The sequence below is a fragment of the Arthrobacter sp. Y3223164 genome (assembly GCF_059091005.1).
In genome coordinates, this window is record NZ_JBNHGF010000943.1 from 1 (window position 1) to 333 (window position 333).

At 73.0% G+C, this 333-nt stretch carries 1 protein-coding gene; it reads left to right on the top strand.

The window, feature by feature from the left end; genetic code table 11:
• Positions 1-333 (top strand): SDR family oxidoreductase (locus AC5RUJ_RS18845; protein ID WP_494156584.1); only part of this gene is annotated, 333 nt, incomplete at both ends.

Genomic DNA, 333 nt, shown 5'->3' on the forward strand with positions numbered 1-333 from the left:
CGCGGCGGCCGGATCATCGCCGTGACCAGCGTGCACGAGCACCAGCCGATGATCGGGGCCGCCCCGTACGACGCCGCGAAGCACGGCCTCGGCGGCCTGGTGAAGAACATGGCGCTGGAGCTCGGCCGGCACGGCATCACGGTCAACTCCGTCGCGCCGGGAGAGATCGCCACCGCCATGACCGGCAACGAGGACGAAGACCCGCACCGCATCGACCGGCCGGGCATTCCGCTGGCAAGGCCCGGCGACGCCCGCGAGGTCGCAGCCGTGATCGCCTTCCTCGCGTCGGCCGAAGCCGGCTACGTCACCGGGGCGTCGTGGGTGGTGGACGGC